Origin of the sequence: Dactylosporangium sp. NPDC005555, assembly GCF_040605635.1 — a bacterium.
Taxonomy (GTDB): domain Bacteria; phylum Actinomycetota; class Actinomycetes; order Mycobacteriales; family Micromonosporaceae; genus Dactylosporangium.
This window is the reverse complement of the sequence record NZ_JBEXDG010000021.1, coordinates 60,742-76,215: the sequence shown is the minus strand read 5'-3', so window position 1 is coordinate 76,215 and position 15,474 is coordinate 60,742. Positions and strand designations below refer to the sequence as shown.

Below are 15,474 nucleotides of genomic sequence, written 5' to 3'. Positions count from 1 at the left end.
CCTACCGGTAGGTGCGCGCGTTGACCGGCGCCAGCACCGCGGACCGGTCCTCGGCCACGTCGACCCGGGTGCGGGTCAGGTAGGCGACCAGCGCGACCGAGGCGAGCAGGAACACCACGCTCGGCCCGACCGTTCCCAGGCCGAGGCCACCGTTGTCGCGGGACTGCGACAACCAGTCGCCGAGCGAGGCGCCGAGCGGGCGGGTCAGCACGTATGCGGCCCAGAACGCGAACACCGCGCCCAGCACCCCCGCCCGGAACGCGATCGCGATGACGGCGATCACCGCGGCGAAGATGGCCGCGGACGGCAGGTAGCCCAGGTTGATCCGCTCGGCGAGCAGGTCGCCGGCGGCGGTGCCGAGCGCGAACGTGAACAGGATCGCCGCCCAGTAGAAGGACTCCCGCCGGGTCGTGGTGATGGTGTGGATCGAGAGGGTGCGTTCGCTGCGGTACCACAGCGCGAACGTGACGGCGAGCGCGACGGCGAAGACCGCGGTCGTGACCTCGAGGGGGACCCCGAAGTTGTCGACGAGGTTGTCGGTGACGAGGGTGCCGGCGACGCTGATCAGGATGACGACCAGCCAGTACCGCCACGGCACGTACCGGCCGGACCGGAACTGCAGGGTCAGCGCACCGGCGGTCAGGACCGCCACGACGACCGTCGTCCAGGTCAGGCCCAGCCCGAGGTTCATGTTGAGCAGGTCGGCGGCGGTCTCGCCCACCGTGGTGGCCAGGACCTTGATGATCCAGAAGTAGACGGTGACTTCGGGCACCTTGTTCGCCAGACGGCGGGCGATCCTCATGTCCGTAGCCTCACATCCTGGACCTGAACGGTCGCTGAAAACAGTGGCCCTCACCGGGGTGAACAGCAGCGCCGCGCACGCCAGGACGTACAGCAGGGTCAGCCAGCCGTGCGCGGTATCGGGCATCGGCACCCAGCGGGCGGTGAACAGCCCGAGGCAGGCGGTCGTGGTCCACCACGGCAACTCGGCGCGGGAGCCCAGGACGTCCCAGAGCGCCGCGCCGACCACGACCCCGGCGACGTAGTACTTGTTGGTGCCCGGGTCCAGCACGACGCGGGCACCGACGGCGAGCAGCACCATCGCCGCCCACCGGCCGCGGCGCCACGCCAGCAGCGCCATCACGGTGCCGAGCACCGCCTGCGCGGGCCGGTCCCACGGCGGGGTGCGGGGGTCGTGGACGCCGAGCACCCGCAGCGCGGACAGTTCGGTGTTGGCGATGGTGAAGTGCAGGGCGTTGCTGGTGGCCGGATCCGCGAGGAAGAACGGCAGCCAGGCCGCGGCGATGACGGCCGCCATGGTCGCGGCACCGGACAGCACCGCCCGCCGGCCGCCGAGCAGGAGCAGCAGGCAGCCGAACGGCAACGCCCACGGTTTGGCGTCGACGGCCAGGCCGAGCAGCGCGCCGGTGAGCACCGGCCGCCCGGCGACCGCGGCCCGCAGCGCCAGGACCGTGAACAGCAGGGCGAGGACGTCGTCGACGTGGGTGACACCGACGGCCAGGAACAGCCAGACCGGGACGAAGAACACGGCCGCGGCGGCGACCCGCCGGTCGAGCCGCCCGTCGTGCAGCAGGTCGGGACGGGCCGTCGCGCCGATCTGGCGGATCTGCCACAGCACGACCACTCCGGCTACCGCGCCCAGCACCTGCCAGATGGCCAGCGCGCCGACCGCACCGGCCGGCATCGCGGCGAGGGAGGCGAGCAGCGCGACCGGCCCGATCTGCAGGATCGGCGCCGCCGCATAGGTGTGCAGCCCGCCGCGGATCGCGTCGTCGGTGTCGGCCAGTGCCTGAGCTCCCTGCACGAAGAAGTGCCATGAACCGCCGCCGTTCCACGCCATGATCACGAACCAGGCCACGAACCAGCCGGTCAGTGCCGCCGCCGCCGCGCGCCCGTGGCGTGTCGTCACGCCCGTCATGCTCACCATGGCCGGACCGTAGGCATAGGTCCCTGAAGACCCCCTGAAGATTACCCCTACAGTGTGTAGGCGTTACGGCGTTCAACGTATTTTCAGGTTCGGGTGCCTACCTTCGGCGGCATGAGTGCTGAACACGACCCTGTGACACCTTCGGACGAGACGGTGCCGGCGGCGCACGGGACCGCGGCGGCGCAGCCGTTGTGGCCCGCGTCGAGCACCCCCGGTACCGCCACCGGTGCGACCCCTGATCCCGTTGCCCCGCCGGGCCGATCCAGATGGCGGGGCATGGTCGCCACGCCGGGGCGGGCGGCCGTCGTGGCCGTCGCGGCCACCCTGGTCCTGGCGGTGGTCCCGTGCACCCTCGTCGGCGCCGTCGCCGGTGCCGCGATCGTCGGAGAACACCACGACGGTGAGAGCGGCGACGGCGACCGGCACGGCGAGCAGGGCGACCGGGAAGGTCAGGAAGGCCAGGGCGACGAGGCCGACCAGGGCGGCGGCCAGGAGCAACGGCAGCCCGACAAGGGTCCGGCGAGCACGGCGGTCCCGCCGCCGTCCAGCGCTGCGCCGACCGTCAGCCCCAGCCAGACCCCCTGATCACCCCGACCGCTGCTGCCCCGGACGTACGGCCCGGCACCGACGGTGCCGGGCCGTACGTCCGTCCGCTACGGCTGACCGTTGATGACCCTGCGGAGGCCGGCCGCCTTGCCGTCGATGATGCGGGTGAACAGTTCATGGCGCAGACCGTTGTCCACGTTGCTGATCACTTCGTGGTCGAGGTTGACGTTGTTGCCGTTGAGCTGGGTCGGTTCCAGCGAACGGCTCACCGTGGGGCGCGCCTGCGACGCGGGCGCCCCTGCGGCCACCGCTGCGGCGAGGGCCTGCTCGAACCCGACCCGGCCGGCCAGGAACCCCGGCGTGTTCACGTTGGCGATGTTGTCGGCGATGACGCGTTGCCGCATCGCCGCCCCGGTCAACGCGGCGCGCGCGACCTGCGCAGCTGTCGATTCCATGAGCATGATGGGCTCCGTCGCCGCTTGCCGCCGGGGCTGGACCCGGCACCTACCTGTCTTCCGGTCCATCGGCAGGCGGCGGGCCGGGTTGAGGAAAGATCGGCACGTCGTCGGGACGCCTGCCCGGCTCCTGCCGTGGGTAGGCGTGCACCGGTCCGTGGACGGTGACGGTGACCGGTCGTCCTGGGTGGTACGTGGTGGTCCCGGTGGCGCGGGCGCGGATCGTCGCCCCGCCGGCGAGGCGCACGGTGACGACCATGTCGGCGCCGAAGAACTCGCACCCGGTGACCGTGGCGGCGCCGGCGTCAGCCGTGGCGCCGGCGTCGGACAGGTGGAGCTGTTCGGGGCGGACGAGGATGGTGGCGTCGCCGTCGGGGCAGTGCTGGGTGAGAGGCATGGCACCGAGCGGGCAGACGGCCCGGCCGTCGTCGACCTTGCCGTCCAGGACGCTGGCCGGTCCGAGCAGGAGCGCGGTGTCCAGGGTGGCGGGCCGTGCGTAGAGCTGTTGCGGCGGCCCGGTCTGGGTGAACCTGCCGTCGGTCATGACGGCGATGTGATCGGCCATGGACAGCGCTTCGGCCTGGTCGTGGGTGACCAGGAGGGTGGAGACGTTCTCGGCCTTGAGCGCGGCGGCGACAGTGGTCCGGGTCGCTTCGCGGAGGGTGGCGTCGAGGGAGGAGAACGGTTCGTCGAGCAGGACGAGCGAGGGTTTGCGGGCGAGGGCACGGGCGAGGGCGACGCGTTGCTGCTGGCCGCCGGAGAGCTGATGGGGGAACCGCCGGGCGAGGGACGCATCGAGGCTGACCAGTTCCAGCAGGGCGGCGGCGCGGTCCCGCCGCAGACGCCTGCCGGTGGTCAGGAACGGCAGGCCGAAGGTGATGTTGGCCTGGACGTCCAGGTGCGGGAACAGTGCACCTTCCTGCGCGACGTAGCCGATGTCGCGCTTGTCGGGCGGCAGGACGGCGCGGCCGCTGGACACGTCCGTGCCGTTGAGGGTGATGGTGCCCGCGTCGGCCCGGTCGAATCCCGCGACGATCCGCAGCAGGGTGGTCTTGCCGCAGCCAGAGGGCCCGAGGATCGCGGTGATGGATCCTCGGGCGATGTCGAGGTCGATACCGTTGAGGACCTGCACCCGACCGTAACGCTTGAACAGTCCGTGCACGGACAGGGCGGTCATCGTGTGACTCCTCGGGCTGACTGGCGCAGCAACAGGTAGGCCGACGGCAGGGACAGGACGATCATGCAGGCGGCGTACGGTGCGGCGCCGGGGTAGTCGATCTCGGCGGCGGCGGACCAGAACTCGGTGGCCAGGGTGTGGGTTCCGGTCGGTGCGAGCAGGATCGTGGCGGTCAGCTCGGTGGTGACGGCGAGTGACACCAGGGCGGCCGCGGACAGTACGCCCCGTGCGGTGAGCGGGATGACGACGCGGCGGAACGTGGCGAACGCGCTCTGGCCGAGCCCGCGCGACGCCTCCTCGAGCACCGGGGGTGCCTGGCCGATCGCCGAGCGCAGGTTCACCATCGCCCTCGGCAGGAACAGCATCACGTATGCGGCGACCACGAGGATGGTGGTCTGGTAGAGCGGCCGGGCGTAGCGGATCGACACGGTCACCAGGGCGAGGCCCACGACGACGCCGGGGACGGAGCTGGACAGATAGGTGCTGCGTTCCAGGACGGTGGTCATCCGGCTCCGGTACCGCACCGACAGCCACGCCAGCGGAAACCCGGCGGCGACGGTGGCGGCCGCGGCGAGCGCGGCGAGTTTGGCGGTGGTCGCCAGCACGGGAAGCAGGGTGGACATGCCGAACCCGGCCATGTCGGTGTGGCCGAGCCAACGCGTGACGCTGTAGACGGGCACGCCGACGGCGAGGGCGATCACGGTGAGCAGCACCGCGACGGCCGGTGCGGTGCGCCGGCCGAGCCGGATCGGCGTGGCCGCACGGGCGGCACCAGATCCCAGCCGGGCGGTTCGTGCCCTGCCGCGGGTCAGGACCTCCAGGGTGACGAACAGCAGGCAGCAGGCGATGAGGACGGCGGCGAGCGCGTTCGCCGCCGTGGACGCGAACGTCGACTCGTACTGGGCGATGATCGCGGTGGCGAAGGTGGCGTACCGCAGCTGCTCGATGGCGCCGAACTCGGCGAGCAGGTGCAGCGCGACGAGCAGGGAGCCCCCGAGCATCGCGGGTCGCAGCTGCGGGAGCACGACCCGTCCCCACACGCTGGCCGGGCCGAGGCCGAGGCTGCGGCCCGTCTCCTCGAGCGCCGGGTCGAGACCGCGCAGGGCGGCGGCGACCGGCAGCAGGACGAACGGGTAGTAGGACAGGGAGGTGATCAGCGTGGCCGCCCAGAGCCCGTGCAGCTCGGGGACGAGGCTGATCCAGGCGTAGCTGTTCACGAACGCGGGGATCGCCAGCGGGCTGGCCAGCAACGCCAGCCACACGCCACGTCCCGGGAGGTCGGTGCGCTCGACCAGCCACGCCAGGGCCACGCCGGCCGTCAGGCAGCAGACGGTCGTGGTGACGCACAGCAGGACCGTGTTGGTGAGCAGCTCGCCGATGAGCGGCCGGAACACCAGCGGCTCGATGACGGCCCAGCCGACGTCGAAGCAGTAGTAGGCGATGACGGCGAGCGGGATCGCGGCGAAACCCGCGATCAGCAGGCACGGCACGAGCAGGCGCAGCGGCGGCAGCGACCGGAGTCGCCGCTTGGCTGCGCCTGCTCGTGCCGGCCCGGCGGGAAGGATGGCTGGAGTCACGGCTGGAGCGTGCCTTGGCGGATTCGGGCGATGCTTCAGATGAGCCCGGCGGTGGTCATCAGGTCGACGACCTTCTTGCTGTTGAGCTTCGACGGGTCGACCTTCGGCGCACCGAGTTCGGTGAGCGGCTTCAGTGCGGAGTTGGACGGCACGTCCTTGCCGACGCAGTACTCGAACGCGGTGCTGTCGGCCAGCAGTTTCTGGCCGTCCTTGCCGGTGATGTACTGCAGCAGCGCCTGCGCCTCGGCCGGGTGCTTGCTGGACTTGAGCACCCCGCCACCGGACACGGACACGAACGCGCCCGGGTCCTGACCGCCGAAGAAGTGCAGTTTGACGTTGTTGCTGTTCTCCTTCGTCTTGGCCTGGTCGCCGTACCAGTAGTAGTGGTAGATGACCGCGGTCGTGGACGTGCCGGCGTTGACGGCCTTCATGGCCGCGCTGTTGCCGGTGTGCGCCTGGCCGCCGGACTTGAGTGCGGCCAGCCACGTCTTCGTGGCCGCTTCGCCCTTGAGCTCGAGCATCGCCGAGACGATGGCCTGGAAGTCCGCGCCCTTCGGGGCGGCGCCGAACTTGCCGTTCCACTTCGGGTCCTGCAGATCCATGATCGATTTCGGCAGCTCAGCCTCGGTGATCTTGGTGGGGTTGTAGGCCAGGACCGTACTGCGGGCGGCGATACCCACCCACTTGCCGGTCGACGGGGAGTACTCGGCGGGCACCTGCGCCAAGGTCGCCGCGTCGACCTGTGCGAACAGGCCGGCGTTCTCGACCAGCGACATGGCGGGGGAGTTCTCGGTCAGGAACACGTCGGCCGGTGACGCGGAGCCTTCCGCGGCGAGCTGGTTGGCCATGGTCAGGTCGCTGCCCTGCCGGATCTCGACCTTGATCCCGGTCTTGGCGGTGAACGCCTCCACCCACGCCTTGGTCAGGGTGTCGTGCTGCGCGTTGTACAGCGTCAGTGTCGCGTTGCGGTCCAGCGCCGGCGCGGACGAGCCGGTAGGGGCCGGCGCGCCGCTGCCGGTGTCGGTGCTCCCGCATGCGGCCAGGGCGGCCACCGGAAGGGTCAGCAGCGCTGCGAGTGCCCGCCGTCGGGTCGAGGCATAATTGATCAACATCGAGGTGGGTCCTTCACTGAAGAGATCATGCGAGCGTTACGTTAGGCTTGCCTAAGTACCGTAGGGCTGGGCAAACCCCGGCCGGCCCCCCAAATTTGGGGGGTTGTCCTCGGAAGGGATCGATAGCGCGATGAGCACGGCAACCATGCCCGCCGCATCCGGCGCGTGCGCGGTGGGACGAGGGCCGCGGACGGTGCTCCTCGTCGACGACCACCGGATCTTCACCGACGTGCTCGCCTTCGCGCTCGACGCCCAACCGGACCTGCGATGTGTCGCGGTGGCCAACTCGGCGCGGGACGGGCTGGCCAAGGCCGCCGTCTACGACTTCGACGTCGCCATCGTCGACCTGCACCTGCCCGATGCCGGCGGCCTGGCCGTCGTCGAAGAGCTGCGGGCGATGCGTCCGGCGGCGCTGCTGGTCGTCCTGACCGGGCATCCGCGTGCGGATCTGGCCGCCGCCGCGTTCCGCGCCGGTGCGGATGCGTTCCTGGCCAAGGACGACGCCCTGAACGCCGTGCTCGGCGTCCTGCGCGGCGCGCCGCCGCCCCGGCGACGCTTCGCCGACGCCGCCGGACCGCAACTGACCCCGCGCGAACGCGAGGTGCTGGCCTCGCTGGCCTCCGGTGCCGACGCCCGGAGGATCGCCCACGACCTCGGCCTGTCGATGCACACCGTGCGTGACTACATCAAGACGATCCTGGCCAAGCTCGGCGTGCACACCCAGCACGCCGCCGTCGCCGCCGCCATCGAGTCCGGCCTGGTCACCGCCGGGAAGCGGTGTCCGTGACCGTCCGCGGTGGGGCGGACTGGCGACAGTCCGTGCTGCGCCACCTCGCGGTCACCGCCCTGATCGCCGTCGTGGCCGTCGCGGGCGCGAGCCCGGGAATGGGCAGCGCCGCCCGCACGGCTTCCGCGCAGGAGGCCATCGGCACCGTCTCGGCCGTCAACGCCACGGTGATCGACGCCTTGTCCGCCACGGACTACAGCAGCGCCGACGGGGATCACCGGGCCCGCCTGCTGGAGCTGCTGGACCCGTTCCTGCGCTCCGGTGTGCTCTTCCGCGTCAAGTTGTGGATCATCAGCGATGGCACCGCCAGGGTCGTCATCTCCGACCGGCCGCAACTGGAAGGGTTCACCCGGGCCGCTGAGGGCCCGCTCGCTTCCTCCGTGCCGGTCCGCCGGGCAGGGGCGGCGGAGGCCCTGACGGTGCCCGACGACATCGAGCACCGGTTCGAGGCCGACCACCGCACTGCGCTGCTGGAGGTGTTCACCACCTTCCGCGACGCCGGCAACAACCTGCTGAGCCTGGAGGCGTACGTGCGGACCGGCACGCGCGCCGCGGTGTGGCAGGCCGCCCGGACGCAACTGCCCCCGCTGCTGTTCATCGTCCTGGGTGCGTCCGCCGCCGCGCTGCCGTTGACGGTGAACGCCGTGCGCCGTTCCCGCCGCCAGGCCGCCCAGCGCGCCGATCTCGCCGCGATCGCCGCGGCCGTGCGCGACCGGCACCACCGCGAACTGGCCCAGGCGCTGCACGACGGCCCGATCCAGAACCTCGCCGCGGCCGGCATCGTCCTGTCCGACGCCGGCGCGGCCAGATCCGACGCCGGCGGCCACCGGATGGCGACGGCCAGGGAGATCGTGCAGATCAGCATCGCCGAGCTCCGTGCGCTCACCGGCGGACTGCTGCCCGCCGCCCCGCCGGGCGACCTCGCCGAGAGCCTGCCCGGGCTGCTCCAGCACCACGTCGGCGAAACCGTCACGCTCGACGTCGACGTGTCCGCGGCGGCCGCCAAGCTGATCACCGGAGCGCACCACGTGCTGTTCAGCCAGGCGGCACTCGAACTGGTCCGCAACGCTGTCCGGCACGGCAACCCCTCGCGGATCACCGTCACCGTGACGGTCGTCGCGGGCCGCCGGGAGGTCGTGCTCCTGGTTCGTGACGACGGCACGGGGTTCAGCCCCGGCCATGCACCGCCGGACGGTCACATCGGACTCGCGCTGCTGACGCAGGCAACGGCCACCGCCGGCGGAGCACTGTCGATCACGTCGACGCCGGGCGCCGGCTGCACCGCCACCGTCACACTCCCGGTGCCGGGAACAGGCGGATAGCACCGGCCCGTCCCGGTCAAGCGTCGTCACGCCGCGGTGCCGTCGCAGGGTGATCCTGGCGCACCGTTGCGGTCCGTCGCTCCGGTCGAGCCCTACTCGATCGCGTCGCGGTCGCTTCCCTGGGCCGGGTCGGCCGCCGGGCCGAAGTACAGCCCCAGCATGAGTGTGGCGAACGCCAGCCAGGAGGTGATCTCCAGTGCGGTGGCGCGCGGGGTCAGGTTGACGGTGCCGACGAGCAGTGTCGCGTACCACGATGCCGGGTCGATGCCGGCGGTCAGGTCGAACGCCAGCCGGTCCGGGCCGTACAGCACACCGGCGATCTGCAGGCCGTGGACGGCGTCCTTGAGGATGCCGGCGGCGACGAGGATGAGCGCCGCGCCGGCCCAGGCGAGGAGGCGGCCCGGACCGATCCGCGTGGCGGCGGTCGTCACGATCCAGCCCAACCCGACGGAGGTCGCGATACCGAGCAGCATGGCCGCCAGTCGTCCGGCCGAGTCGGCGGTGAGCACGAGCAGCGCCGTTGCGGTGCCCTTGCGCAGGACGGCGAGGAACGCCGTCGCGGCGACGGTCCAGCCGCCCATCGTCAGCATGCGTTCGAGCCGGCCGGTGGGCTCGCCGTGGAGCATCCGGAGGGTCCGTCGCATCCAGAAGATCAGCCAGGTGATCGACGTGACCGAGGCGAGCGCCGTGACCGCCTCGAACAGGTGCGTCGGCGCGTCGCCGCCCGGCCGCCCGCCGGCCGCGGTGAGCAGTGCGCCGAGGCCGGCCGCGACGATCGCGGCGGCGGCGACGCCGGCCCGGACCGGCTGCATCGTGCACGGGCGGGACGTCTGGCTGAGGACGGCGACGAGAAGGCCGACCACCAGGGTCACCCCGAGGCCGAGCCGCAGACCGGCGGCGTAGCCGGCGACGAAGACCGTCCCCAATGCCTGCACTCCCACGTGTTTCGGCGGCGCGGCGCGACCACCACGGCAGACCCGCCCGGGGCGTGGTCGCGTCGGGCCACGGTAGGGCGCCGAAGCTGAGAATTCGCCGAACCCGGGCGACGCGCGAAGGTCAGGGCAGCCAGATCAGCACGACGCGGATGAAGTCGGCGAGCGCGGCGCCGCCGGCCGCGGCGGAGCCGAGCACGACGACGGCGGCCAGGGTCGTTGCCGCCCAGGGCCGCCCGCCGCTCGGCCGGGTCAGTGCGGCGACGCGGCGCACCACGTTGGAGCCGCCGGCGCCGAGGGTGCCCGCGGTGCGCGGGCCGCCGGCGACGGCGACCTTGGCGATCGACCGGGCGACGAGGCCGCGGTCGCCGACCACGGCGGCGGCGTCCTCGTCGGCGCTGCGCTCGACCAGCAGGACGACGGCGTCCGCGACCGGGCGCAGCAGCGGGTTGACGGCGGCGGCCGTGGCGGCGAGCGTCACCGTGCGGTGGTGGTGGCGGCGCAGGTGGGCGTGCTCGTGTGCGGCGACGGCGGCCCATTCGGTCCCGTCGAGCAGGCGCAGCAGGCCTGACGTGACCAGGACGTGCCCGCCGCGGCCGGGCCCCGCCGCCGGCACCGCGACCGCGTGCGGCTCGTCCCAGTCGGCGACCAGCAGGCCGTCGTGCGGTGTGCCGGCCGCGTGCAGGTCGGCGACGGTGCTCCGCTGCCGGCGCAGGTGGGCCAGTCCGCGCCACAGGCCGGCGGCGAGCAGCAGCCCGGCGAGGACCGCGACGATGCCGGGCACCGGCTCCGGCAGCGGATACCCGGCGGTGCGTTCGCGGACGTCCGCGGCCGGCAGGTCGTCCAGGACCGTCAGGGCGAGCAGCGCCAGGCAGCCTGCGCTGACCGCGGCGGTGAGCGCCGCGCAGGCCGCGAACAGCCGCGCGGCAGGCTCCGGCCGTGCGGCCGGCGGGAGCACCTTGAGCGTCAGGGTGAGGAGCACGGGCAGCAGCAGCGGTAGGTACACCGGGAAGCTCACGGCGAGCGGTCCAGCAGGATGCGGAGCGTGGCGAGGTCCGACTCGGCGAGGTCGTCGGTGAACCTGCGCAGCACCGCCTGCCGGTCGCCGGGTCCGTCCAGGACCGCCCGCATCTGCCGGGCCGCGGCGGTGGCCGCGTCCTGGACGGGCCAGTACACGTGGCTGCGTCCCTCCGGACGCCGCTGCACCAGGCCCTTTTCGAAGAGCCGGATCAGGATCGTCTGGACCGTGTTGTGCGCCAGGTCGGCATCGACGGCGTCCTTCACCTGGGCGGGGGACAGCGGCCCGCCGGCCGCCCACAGTGCCGCCATCGTCTGCGACTCCAGGGATCCCGGCGCCCGCCGTCCCGTCATGTCCGTCACCTTCACACGATAACCGGCCGCACCGCGCGTCCCGGCTTGACGCGGTCCTACAATCTGTAGGAGATTGGCCGGGTTAGGTGAGCCTACGCTTTGGAGCGCTCGTGGGAACGGTCTTCTTCGCCAGCTACCTCATCGGCCTGCGGGACGGGCTCGAGGCGGCGCTGGTGATCAGTATCCTCGTGGCCTTCCTGAACCGCTCGGCACGCCGCGACCGGCTCCGCGAGGTGTGGGCCGGCGTCGGCGCCGCCGTGCTGGTCTCCGCCGCCGTCGGGGTGCTGCTCACCACGGTCGCCGGCCGGCTCGGCAGCGGCACCCGGATGGAGCTGTTCGAGGCCGTCACGTCGCTCGTCGCGGTGGCGCTGGTCACCTGGATGATCTTCTGGATGCGGCGCACCGCCCGCACCCTGAAGGGCGAGCTCACCGGCCGGTTGGAGACCGCGCTGTCGATGGGCGGCTGGGCGGTCGTGACCATGGCCTTCTTCGCCGTGCTCCGCGAGGGCGTGGAGATGGTGCTGCTGGTCTTCGCCGCCGCCGAGGGCGCCACCGACTCCGCTGCGCCGCTGCTCGGCATGGTGGCCGGGATCGCCTCCGCGGTCGGCCTCGGCTGGGTGATCACCACCGCCACCGTGCGGATCAACCTCGGCCGCTTCTTCACCTGGACCGGCGCGTTGCTCATCCTGGTCGCGGCGGGGATCCTCAAGTACGGCGTGCACGGCCTGCAGAGCGCGGGCGTGCTGCCGGGCGGCAATCAGGACGCGTTCGACCTGAGCACCACGATCGACCCGACCTCGTGGTACGCCACGCTGCTCACCGGCACCGTCAACCTGACACCGCGGGCCAGCGTGCTGGAGATCGCCGCGTGGCTGCTGTTCGCGGTGATCATGCTCGGGCTGTTCTTCCGGCCCGCGCCGCGCCCCGCGGCGCAGGTGCGCACCAACGCGTTCGTCGCGGCCGGCGCCGTGGTCGCGCTGGGACTCACCCCGGGCGGCTGCGGTGGCGGGTCCGCGCCCGGCGCGCCGGCCGACGGGGCGATCGCGGTCACCGCCACCGACACCGGCTGCGAGCTGAGCACCGACCACACGCCGTCCGGCCGGCGGACCTTCGCCGTCAGCAACAACGGCTCCAAGATCACCGAGTTCTACGTGTACGGGACCGGTGACCGCATCGTCGGCGAGGTCGAGAACGTCGCCCCGGGCGTGCGGCGCGAACTGCACGTCGACCTCGCGCCGGGCACGTACACCGTGGCCTGCAAACCCGGCATGGTCGGCGCAGGCATCCGCGGCCCGCTCACCGTCACCGGCTCCGCCGCGCCGCAGGCCACCGACGACGCCGCGCTCACAGCGGCGGCCGCGGGCTACCGCCGCTACGTGCTGAGCCAGGCCGACGCGTTCGTCGAGCAGACCGGTGGGTTCGTCGCCGCGGTCAAGGCCGGCGACCGGGCCCTCGCGCAGGCCCGGTTCCCGGTGGCGAGGACCTACTACGAGCGGATCGAGACCGTCGCGGAGACCTTCGGCGACCTCGACCCGGGCATCGACGCCCGCGACGGCGACCTCGACCCGGGTGTGGAGTGGACCGGCTACCACCGCATCGAGCGGCAGCTGTGGAGCGGCGGCGACCTGGCCGAGGTCGCGCCGGTCGCCGACCGGCTCCTCGCCGACGTGCGGCAGCTGCGGCAGCGCCTCGACGGCGTCACCCTCACCGCCCTGGAGCTCGCCAACGGCGCGAAGAGCCTGCTGGACGAGGTGGCGACCAAGAAGGTCACCGGCGAGGAGGACCGCTACTCGCACACCGACCTGTGGGACTTCGCCGCCAACGTGGACGGCTGCCGGGCCGCGATCGCCGCGCTCCGGCCGGTCCTCGACGCCCGCCGCCCGGACCTCGGGCCGCTGCTCGACGCCCGCTTCGCCGCCGTCGACGCGGAACTGGCCAAATACCGGCAGGGCGACGGCTACGTGGCGTACACCACCCTCCAACCCAACCAGGTCCAGCTGCTCTCCGGCACGGTGAACGCGCTGGGCGAGCAGGTCAGCGCGGTCCCGGCCGCCATCGCGCACCGGTGACCCGGCAGCCGGCCGTCAGCCGCCGTTCAACGGATTCTCAGGTTCGGGTCTTTACCTTGGCCACGCATGGAGGTGTCCGAGGTGAACTACCATCTGTTTCAGCTGATCAACGACCGGGCCGGCCGGGTGGACGGGCTCGACGACGTCATGGAGTTCCTCGCCGACCGGCTGATCTACGGCGTGTTCGCCGGGTTCGCCGCGATCGTCGTGTGGGCGCTGCTGCGCAGGCGGCTCCAGCAGGTCGCGGAGGTCTTCGCGGCGCTGCTGCTGGCGTTCCTCGGCGCGCAGCTGCTGGGCCACCTCAGCGGGCAGCTGCGGCCCTTCCAGACCCATCATGTGCACCAGCTGGTCGCGCACGACCCGGGTGTCTCACTGCCCAGCGACCATGCCACCGCGGCGTTCGCGATCGCCCTCGCGGTCGCGGCGTTCCTGCACCGGGGTTGGGGCGTGGTCCTGCTGGTCGCCGCGGCGGCGCTCGGCCTGGCCCGGATCTGGGTAGGTGTGCACTACCCGGGTGACATCCTCGCCGCTCTCGTCATCGCGGTGGCCGCGGTCGCCGTCGTCGCCTACGCACCACTGCCTACCTTCGTGAGGAAGTCGACGTGAAGTTCCTTGACCCCGAGTGGCTCATCTCCACCTTCGGGATGATCGGCATCCTGGCCATCGTCTTCGCCGAGTCTGGCCTGCTGATCGGCTTCTTCCTGCCCGGCGACTCGCTGCTGTTCACCACCGGCCTGCTCGTCGCCGACGGCAAGTACCTGCACCAGCCGCTGTGGCTGGTGTGCCTGCTCGTGTCGGTCGCCGCGGTCGCCGGCGACCAGTTCGGCTACCTCTTCGGCCGCCGCGTCGGCTCGGCGCTGTTCCGCCGGCCGAACTCGCGGCTGTTCAAGCAGGAGCACCTCACCAAGGCGCAGGAGTTCTTCGCCAAGTACGGGGCCCGCTCGATCGTCCTGGCCCGCTTCGTGCCGATCGTGCGGACGTTCACCCCGATCGTCGCCGGGGCCAGCGGCATGCACTACCGCACGTTCGTGCTGTACAACGTCATCGGCGGCACCCTGTGGGGCACCGGCGTCACGGTCCTGGGCTACTTCCTCGGCCAGATCCCGTTCGTGAAGTCCAACATCGAGTTCATCCTCATCGGCATCGTCGTGCTGTCGGTCGTGCCGGTCGCCGTCGAGCTGCTGCGCGCCCGGTCGCGCTCTCGGTCCGCTCCCCGCCCCGACCAGGGCTGAGCCGGTCGGGCCGGTGACCGGCCCCGGCCGGCCGGTCACAGCCCCTGGGCGTCGGCGAGGACGCGGCGCGCGACGTAGACGACGTTGACGGCGTAGCCGTCGGTGCCGGGCAGCAGCCGCGCCGCGCGGTCGACACCGCGGGCGATCCGGTCCAGGCCGCGACGCTCGTACCAGCCCTGGGTCAGCATCGAGAAGCCGCGCCGCTCCACGATCTCGAAGCCGTGCCGGCCCAGCAGCCCGGCGACGTCGTCGTGCGACAGTTCCGCGAACCAGCGGTCCTGGAACACCCGTGCGTAGTTCGTGCCCAATCCAGATCCCCGTTCGTTGTGCCGTGGCGCTGCACCTACAACGGGTAGGAGGTCGTGCGGATACGGCCGGCGCAGTACGCGTCTCGTACTATGGCGGGTGGGAAGACCGGAGGAGCCATGCACAGCAACGACGCCCAGATGCTCGTCCTCACCGTCCTCGCCGACGGCCCGCGGCACGGCTACACCATCAACGCCGCCATCGAGGACCTCACCGGCCGCAAGCTCGGCCCCGGCAGCCTCTACGGCGCGCTGGCCCGGCTGGAGGCACGGGGACTCGTCCAGCCGGCGGACGACGTGGCCGAGGCCGGGCAGCAGCGCCAGGAACGGCACCGCACGATGCGGATCACCGCCGCCGGTCGCGACACGCTGCGCGTCGAGCTGGAGCGGATGGCCCGTGTCTCCCGGGCCGGGCTCCGGGCCCTGGGGATCGCACCGGCATGAGCGCCGCGGGCCTGCTCCGGCTGTGCCCGCCGGCCGTCCGCGAGCGCTGGGGCGCCGAGATCGGCGACGCGGTGACGGCGTCCGGCATCCGCTCCTGGCCGGACACCCTCGCCGCCGCCGGCCGCCGGCAGGCGTTGCGCCGGTATCGCACCGAGGTCTTCAGCACCACTTCAGGTCCGGGCCGATAGCTTCGTCAT

General features: G+C 72.3%; 17 protein-coding genes. 8 read left to right on the top strand and 9 right to left on the bottom strand.

Translation table 11 applies throughout. From position 1 onward, the window contains the following. Nucleotide 1: 1 nt before the first annotated feature. Complete coding sequence (locus ABZS58_RS24150; RefSeq protein ID WP_354784995.1) at nucleotides 2-1,948, bottom strand: hypothetical protein; 1,947 nt, start codon at nucleotides 1,946-1,948, stop codon at nucleotides 2-4. Between the two features lie 111 nt (nucleotides 1,949-2,059). On the opposite strand from ABZS58_RS24150, the gene ABZS58_RS24145 reads away from it, so the two are divergent. Then, on the top strand, nucleotides 2,060-2,533 hold the full coding sequence (locus ABZS58_RS24145) for a hypothetical protein (RefSeq protein WP_354784993.1): 474 nt from the start codon (nucleotides 2,060-2,062) through the stop codon (nucleotides 2,531-2,533). Between the two features lie 68 nt (nucleotides 2,534-2,601). On the opposite strand, the gene ABZS58_RS24140 is transcribed toward ABZS58_RS24145, so the two are convergent. The 4 genes from ABZS58_RS24140 to ABZS58_RS24125 are packed head-to-tail and all read right to left on the bottom strand — an operon-like array spanning nucleotide 2,602 to nucleotide 6,815. Beyond that, entirely contained in the window at nucleotides 2,602-2,955 is a 354-nt protein-coding gene (locus ABZS58_RS24140; RefSeq protein WP_354784991.1) for a flagellar basal body protein, read from the bottom strand. Between the two features lie 43 nt (nucleotides 2,956-2,998). Beyond that, nucleotides 2,999-4,126, bottom strand: a complete 1,128-nt coding sequence (locus tag ABZS58_RS24135) for an ABC transporter ATP-binding protein (protein WP_354784989.1) — start codon at nucleotides 4,124-4,126, stop codon at nucleotides 2,999-3,001. Then, the gene (locus tag ABZS58_RS24130; RefSeq protein ID WP_354784987.1) at nucleotides 4,123-5,703 is read right to left on the bottom strand and encodes an iron ABC transporter permease; all 1,581 of its coding nucleotides are present in this window, start codon (nucleotides 5,701-5,703) and stop codon (nucleotides 4,123-4,125) included. Before ABZS58_RS24130 ends, ABZS58_RS24135 begins: the two co-directional genes overlap by 4 nt. A gap of 35 nt (nucleotides 5,704-5,738) precedes the next feature. Beyond that, nucleotides 5,739-6,815 carry an iron ABC transporter substrate-binding protein gene (locus ABZS58_RS24125; RefSeq protein ID WP_354784985.1) on the bottom strand — a complete coding sequence of 359 codons (1,077 nt, stop codon included), beginning with the start codon at nucleotides 6,813-6,815 and terminating at the stop codon, nucleotides 5,739-5,741. Between the two features lie 130 nt (nucleotides 6,816-6,945). Here ABZS58_RS24125 and ABZS58_RS24120 point away from each other — a divergent pair, with 130 nt between their 5' ends. Then, nucleotides 6,946-7,602: a response regulator transcription factor gene (locus ABZS58_RS24120; RefSeq protein ID WP_354784983.1), complete on the top strand. Its 657-nt coding sequence runs from the start codon at nucleotides 6,946-6,948 to the stop codon at nucleotides 7,600-7,602. Further along, complete coding sequence (locus tag ABZS58_RS24115; RefSeq protein WP_354784981.1) at nucleotides 7,599-8,924, top strand: ATP-binding protein; 1,326 nt, start codon at nucleotides 7,599-7,601, stop codon at nucleotides 8,922-8,924. The genes ABZS58_RS24120 and ABZS58_RS24115 overlap by 4 nt, the downstream gene beginning before the upstream one ends. Before the next feature lie 92 nt (nucleotides 8,925-9,016). Here ABZS58_RS24115 and ABZS58_RS24110 read toward each other — a convergent pair whose 3' ends face one another. The 3 genes from ABZS58_RS24110 to ABZS58_RS24100 form a co-directional block, all read right to left on the bottom strand. Next, a complete protein-coding gene (locus tag ABZS58_RS24110) occupies nucleotides 9,017-9,850 on the bottom strand; it encodes an FTR1 family protein (RefSeq protein ID WP_354784979.1) in 834 nt (277 codons plus the stop codon). A gap of 130 nt (nucleotides 9,851-9,980) precedes the next feature. After that, nucleotides 9,981-10,874, bottom strand: coding sequence for a M48 family metalloprotease (locus ABZS58_RS24105; RefSeq protein ID WP_354784977.1), 894 nt, complete (start codon nucleotides 10,872-10,874; stop codon nucleotides 9,981-9,983). Continuing rightward, entirely contained in the window at nucleotides 10,871-11,227 is a 357-nt protein-coding gene (locus ABZS58_RS24100; RefSeq protein ID WP_354784975.1) for a BlaI/MecI/CopY family transcriptional regulator, read from the bottom strand. Before ABZS58_RS24100 ends, ABZS58_RS24105 begins: the two co-directional genes overlap by 4 nt. Before the next feature lie 110 nt (nucleotides 11,228-11,337). On the opposite strand from ABZS58_RS24100, the gene efeO reads away from it, so the two are divergent. The 3 genes from efeO (at nucleotide 11,338) to ABZS58_RS24085 (ending at nucleotide 14,528) form a co-directional block, all read left to right on the top strand. Further along, entirely contained in the window at nucleotides 11,338-13,296 is a 1,959-nt protein-coding gene (gene efeO, locus ABZS58_RS24095) for an iron uptake system protein EfeO (protein WP_354784973.1), read from the top strand. Nucleotides 13,297-13,377: 81 nt separating this feature from the next. Continuing rightward, a complete protein-coding gene (locus ABZS58_RS24090; protein ID WP_354784971.1) occupies nucleotides 13,378-13,902 on the top strand; it encodes a phosphatase PAP2 family protein in 525 nt (174 codons plus the stop codon). A gap of 38 nt (nucleotides 13,903-13,940) precedes the next feature. Further along, on the top strand, nucleotides 13,941-14,528 hold the full coding sequence (locus ABZS58_RS24085) for a VTT domain-containing protein (protein WP_354785153.1): 588 nt from the start codon (nucleotides 13,941-13,943) through the stop codon (nucleotides 14,526-14,528). 35 nt (nucleotides 14,529-14,563) lie between these two features. On the opposite strand, the gene ABZS58_RS24080 is transcribed toward ABZS58_RS24085, so the two are convergent. Further along, a complete protein-coding gene (locus tag ABZS58_RS24080) occupies nucleotides 14,564-14,836 on the bottom strand; it encodes a hypothetical protein (protein ID WP_354784969.1) in 273 nt (90 codons plus the stop codon). A 117-nt stretch (nucleotides 14,837-14,953) separates the two neighbouring features. On the opposite strand from ABZS58_RS24080, the gene ABZS58_RS24075 reads away from it, so the two are divergent. Both ABZS58_RS24075 and ABZS58_RS24070 read left to right on the top strand, forming a co-directional pair. Beyond that, nucleotides 14,954-15,277, top strand: coding sequence for a helix-turn-helix transcriptional regulator (locus ABZS58_RS24075; protein WP_354784967.1), 324 nt, complete (start codon nucleotides 14,954-14,956; stop codon nucleotides 15,275-15,277). After that, nucleotides 15,274-15,465: a hypothetical protein gene (locus ABZS58_RS24070; RefSeq protein WP_354784965.1), complete on the top strand. Its 192-nt coding sequence runs from the start codon at nucleotides 15,274-15,276 to the stop codon at nucleotides 15,463-15,465. The genes ABZS58_RS24075 and ABZS58_RS24070 overlap by 4 nt, the downstream gene beginning before the upstream one ends. Nucleotides 15,466-15,474: the final 9 nt, after the last annotated feature.

Bases quoted from the DNA above. Each gene is read 5' to 3' on its own strand.
- ABZS58_RS24120 (WP_354784983.1), top strand. From the start codon at position 6,946: ATGAGCACGGCAACCATGCCCGCCGCATCCGGCGCGTGCGCGGTGGGA.
- ABZS58_RS24085 (WP_354785153.1), top strand. From the start codon at position 13,941: ATGATCGGCATCCTGGCCATCGTCTTCGCCGAGTCTGGCCTGCTGATC.
- ABZS58_RS24145 (WP_354784993.1), top strand. From the start codon at position 2,060: ATGAGTGCTGAACACGACCCTGTGACACCTTCGGACGAGACGGTGCCG.
- ABZS58_RS24075 (WP_354784967.1), top strand. From the start codon at position 14,954: ATGCACAGCAACGACGCCCAGATGCTCGTCCTCACCGTCCTCGCCGAC.
- ABZS58_RS24135 (WP_354784989.1), bottom strand. From the start codon at position 4,126: ATGACCGCCCTGTCCGTGCACGGACTGTTCAAGCGTTACGGTCGGGTG.
- ABZS58_RS24070 (WP_354784965.1), top strand. From the start codon at position 15,274: ATGAGCGCCGCGGGCCTGCTCCGGCTGTGCCCGCCGGCCGTCCGCGAG.
- ABZS58_RS24100 (WP_354784975.1), bottom strand. From the start codon at position 11,227: ATGACGGGACGGCGGGCGCCGGGATCCCTGGAGTCGCAGACGATGGCG.
- ABZS58_RS24125 (WP_354784985.1), bottom strand. From the start codon at position 6,815: ATGTTGATCAATTATGCCTCGACCCGACGGCGGGCACTCGCAGCGCTG.
- ABZS58_RS24140 (WP_354784991.1), bottom strand. From the start codon at position 2,955: ATGCTCATGGAATCGACAGCTGCGCAGGTCGCGCGCGCCGCGTTGACC.
- ABZS58_RS24150 (WP_354784995.1), bottom strand. From the start codon at position 1,948: ATGGTGAGCATGACGGGCGTGACGACACGCCACGGGCGCGCGGCGGCG.